Origin of the sequence: Streptomyces sp. UNOB3_S3 (assembly GCF_020740895.1) — a bacterium.
In the GTDB taxonomy this organism is placed as follows: Bacteria; Actinomycetota; Actinomycetes; order Streptomycetales; family Streptomycetaceae; genus Streptomyces.
Genome location: NZ_JAILXP010000506.1, coordinates 1 through 4,028, shown reverse-complemented (window position 1 = coordinate 4,028; position 4,028 = coordinate 1). Strand labels below are relative to the sequence as shown.

2 protein-coding genes are annotated in these 4,028 nt (G+C 70.5%); one reads left to right on the top strand and one right to left on the bottom strand.

Annotated elements, in window-relative coordinates; all coding sequences use genetic code 11:
• Positions 1 to 138: 138 nt before the first annotated feature.
• On the bottom strand, positions 139 to 1,593 hold the full coding sequence (ahcY, locus tag K6I33_RS32625; RefSeq protein WP_229358233.1) for an adenosylhomocysteinase: 1,455 nt from the start codon (positions 1,591 to 1,593) through the stop codon (positions 139 to 141).
• Between the two features lie 359 nt (positions 1,594 to 1,952).
• On the opposite strand from ahcY, the gene K6I33_RS32620 reads away from it, so the two are divergent.
• The gene (locus tag K6I33_RS32620; RefSeq protein ID WP_374286436.1) at positions 1,953 to 3,989 is read left to right on the top strand and encodes a fructose-specific PTS transporter subunit EIIC; all 2,037 of its coding nucleotides are present in this window, start codon (positions 1,953 to 1,955) and stop codon (positions 3,987 to 3,989) included.
• The last annotated feature ends 39 nt before the right edge of the window (positions 3,990 to 4,028 follow it).

The window sequence follows — 4,028 nt, the reverse complement described above, 5'->3', positions numbered from 1 at the left end:
GGAGTAACGGCCGCGGGGCATGGTGGGGTCCTTGACGCGAATGGGACAGGCCCCCGCCGGGGAGGCAGGGGCCTGTTCTACAAGCTACCGGGGTTCCGCCGGGCGGCCCGGTCGGTAGCGGTACCGGTAGTAGCGGTATCAGTAGCGGTAGTGGTCGGGCTTGTACGGGCCCTCCACCTTCACTCCGATGTACGCCGCCTGCTCCGGGCGCAGCGTCGTGAGCTTGACGCCGAGGGCGTCGAGGTGGAGCCGGGCGACCTTCTCGTCCAGGTGCTTGGGCAGGACGTAGACGTCGGTCGGGTAGGACTCGGGCTTGGTGAAGAGCTCGATCTGGGCCAGGGTCTGGTCCGCGAAGGAGTTCGACATCACGAAGGAGGGGTGGCCGGTCGCGTTGCCGAGGTTCAGCAGGCGGCCCTCGGACAGCACGATGAGGACCTTGCCGTCGGGGAAGGTCCAGGTGTGGACCTGGGGCTTGACCTCGTCCTTGACGATGCCGGGGACCTTGGCCAGGCCCGCCATGTCGATCTCGTTGTCGAAGTGACCGATGTTGCCGACGATGGCCTGGTGCTTCATCTTGGCCATGTCCGAGGCCATGATGATGTCCTTGTTGCCCGTCGTGGTGATGAAGATGTCGGCGGTCTCGACAACCTCGTCGAGGGTGGTGACCTGGAAGCCGTCCATGGCGGCCTGGAGGGCGCAGATCGGGTCGATCTCGGTGATGACGACCCGGGCGCCCTGGCCGCGGAGGGACTCGGCGCAGCCCTTGCCCACGTCGCCGTAGCCGCAGACGACCGCGACCTTGCCGCCGATGAGGACGTCGGTGGCGCGGTTGATGCCGTCGACGAGGGAGTGGCGGCAGCCGTACTTGTTGTCGAACTTCGACTTGGTCACCGCGTCGTTGACGTTGATCGCGGGGAAGAGCAGCGTGCCGGCCTGCTGCATCTCGTAGAGGCGGTGGACGCCGGTCGTGGTCTCCTCGGTGACGCCGCGGATCTCGGACGCCAGCTGGGTCCACTTCCGCGGGTTCTCCGCGAGGGTGCGGTTGAGGAGGGTGAGGATCTGGGCGTACTCCTCGCTGTCGGCCGTGGCCGGGTCGGGGGCGGCGCCCGCCTTCTCGAACTCCACGCCCTTGTGGACGAGGAGGGTGGCGTCACCACCGTCGTCGAGGATCATGTTCGGGCCGCCGGTGGGGGTGCCGGGCCAGGTCAGCGCCTGCTCCGTGCACCACCAGTACTCCTCCAGCGTCTCGCCCTTCCAGGCGAAGACGGGGATGCCCCGGGGGTTCTCCGGGGTGCCCTCGGGGCCGACGGCGATGGCGGCGGCCGCGTGGTCCTGGGTGGAGAAGATGTTGCAGGACGCCCAGCGGACCTGTGCGCCGAGCGCCACCAGGGTCTCGATGAGGACGGCGGTCTGCACGGTCATGTGCAGCGAGCCGGTGATGCGGGCGCCCGCCAGCGGCTGCGCCTGCGCGTACTCCTTGCGGATCGCCATCAGGCCGGGCATCTCGTGCTCGGCGAGGGTGATCTCCTTACGACCGAAGGCCGCCAGCGACAGATCCGCGACCTTGAAGTCCTGACCGGTGGTGGTAGTCATACGGCTGCTCCTCCTACAGGGGCGAGCGGGAGTGGGTACGGCTGTGCACGCGGACGGACAGCGTCGCCCGGTCGTGGCGCGGACCCGGCTGAGCGCGGTCCGCGGCGCGATCGGTCGCACACTGCTCCCCCGGCCGCAGCCCAGTCCGTCGGAGGCCCTCTCTCCCTCGGCCGGTCCGTCGCGCGGGCCGCCCGACCTGCCATCAGCAGCGACGTCTGGCTCTTGGCACGAATCTACACCGGGGCCCCTGCCGAGCCCCAGCCCCGAGGGCCGGGTTCCGGACTCGCCCCGGACGACCTGTCCGTCGGACCGTCAGGTGTTGCAGGATGCGGGCACGATGAGTTTGTGAGGAGATCCACGTGACGCCATCAGCCGATCCGTCCGCCCCCGCGACGAGGCGCGGTCAGCGGCTCAAGCTGCTTGCCGTGACCGCCTGTCCGACCGGTATCGCGCACACGTACATGGCGGCGGAGAAGCTGACGCAGGCGGCGGAAGCGCTCGGCCACGACATCAAGGTGGAGACGCAGGGCTCCATCGGGGCCGAGAACGTCCTGACCGACAACGATGTCAGCCAGGCCGACGGTGTCATCATCGCGGCCGACAAGGACGTCGACCGCAGCCGGTTCGTGGGCAAGCGGCTGCTGGTCGTCGGTGTCGCCGAGGGCATCCACCACCCGGAACAGCTGATCGAACGGGTGCTGGAGGCCCCCGTCCACGAACCGGGCGGAGCGACGATCACGGGCAGGAGCGGGGGCGGCACCGGGCCGGGGGGCGCGCCGGGTGTCCGTATGCCGGGGCGCGGGACCGTCTACAAGGCGCTGATGAACGGTGTCTCGTACATGATCCCGTTCGTCGTGGCCGGCGGGCTGCTGATCGCGGTGTCGCTGGCCCTGGGCGGGCATCCCCGGCCGGACGGCGGGCTGGTGATCCCGGACGGCACGTTCTGGAAGCACGTCAACGACATCGGGGTCATCGGTTTCACGCTGATGGTGCCGATCCTGTCCGGCTATATCGCCTACGCCATCGCCGACCGGCCCGGGCTGGTGCCGGGAATGATCGGCGGCTGGATCGCCAACACGGGCGCGCTGTACGGCTCCAAGTCCGGCGCGGGCTTCATCGGGGCGATCGTGACGGGCTTCCTGGCCGGCTATCTGGTTCTGTGGATCAAGAAGATCCGGGTCCCGGAGTTCGTCCGGCCGATCATGCCGATCATCGTGATCCCGGTGGTGGCGACCTCGGTGCTCGGCCTGTTCTTCATCTATGTCCTCGGCAGGCCCATCGCCTGGGTCTTCGAGCACCTCACGAGCTGGCTGGGCGGTCTGACGGGAACGAGCGCGGCGCTGCTCGGTGTGCTCCTGGGTCTCATGATCGCCTTCGATATGGGCGGGCCGGTCAACAAGACGGCCTTCCTCTTCGGCGCCGGCCTCGTGTCCAAGAACCCGCAGATCATGGGCATGTGCGCCGCCGCGATCCCCGTGCCGCCGCTCGGGCAGGGGCTGGCGACGCTGTTGCGGCGCGGGATGTTCAGCGAGCAGGAGCGGGAGACGGGGCTGGCGGCCCTCTTCATGGGGTTCTTCGGCATCACCGAGGGAGCGATTCCCTTCGCCGCGGCCCGCCCGGCGAGGGTGATTCCAGCGAACATGATGGGCGGCGCGGTGGCGGGCGCCATCGCGGGGCTCGCGGCGGTGGGGGACAGCGTGCCGCACGGCGGGCCCGTGGTGGCCGTGCTGGGGGCGGTGAGCGGTGTGCCGATGTTCTTCATCGCGATCGGGGTCGGGATGGTGGTGACGGCGCTGACCACGGTGACGTTGATGGCGCTGGGTGGTGGGCGACGTGGGGGTGCGGCCGCCGCCGGCGCCGGTGCCGGAGCTGTGGCGGTGCCCGTCGCCCGTACTGCCGGTGCGAGCGGTACGGCCGTGGGTGCCGCGCCGACGGCGCCCGAGGTGCTGTCCGGCTATCTCACCGGGCGGACCGTGCGGCTGGGCCTCGCGGCGGTCCGCAAGGAGGCGGCGATCCGGGAGCTGGCGGAGCTGCTGGCCGGCACGGGGCGGGTGCGGGACGTCGACGCGCTCGTCACGGCCGCGCTCGCCCGCGAGGAGCTGGGCACCACCGGGCTGGGCGAGGAGATCGCCATTCCGCATGCGAAGACGGACGCGGTGACGGCCCCGGTCGTCGCCTTCGCCCGGTCCGCCGAGGGGATCGAGTGGGGTGCGCTGGACGGGTCGAAGGCCCGGCTGATCTTTATGATCGCCGTGCCGGAGGCGCTGGCCGGGGACGAGCACCTGCGGATCCTCGCGCTGCTGGCGCGGAAGCTGCTGGATCCGGGGTTCCGGGGGCGGTTGCTGGACGCCGGGGACGAGGCGGCCGTGCTCGGGGTGCTGGCCGATATCCGGTAGGGGGCGGTGGCGGGCCGAGGCCGTGGTGGGAGTCCCCGG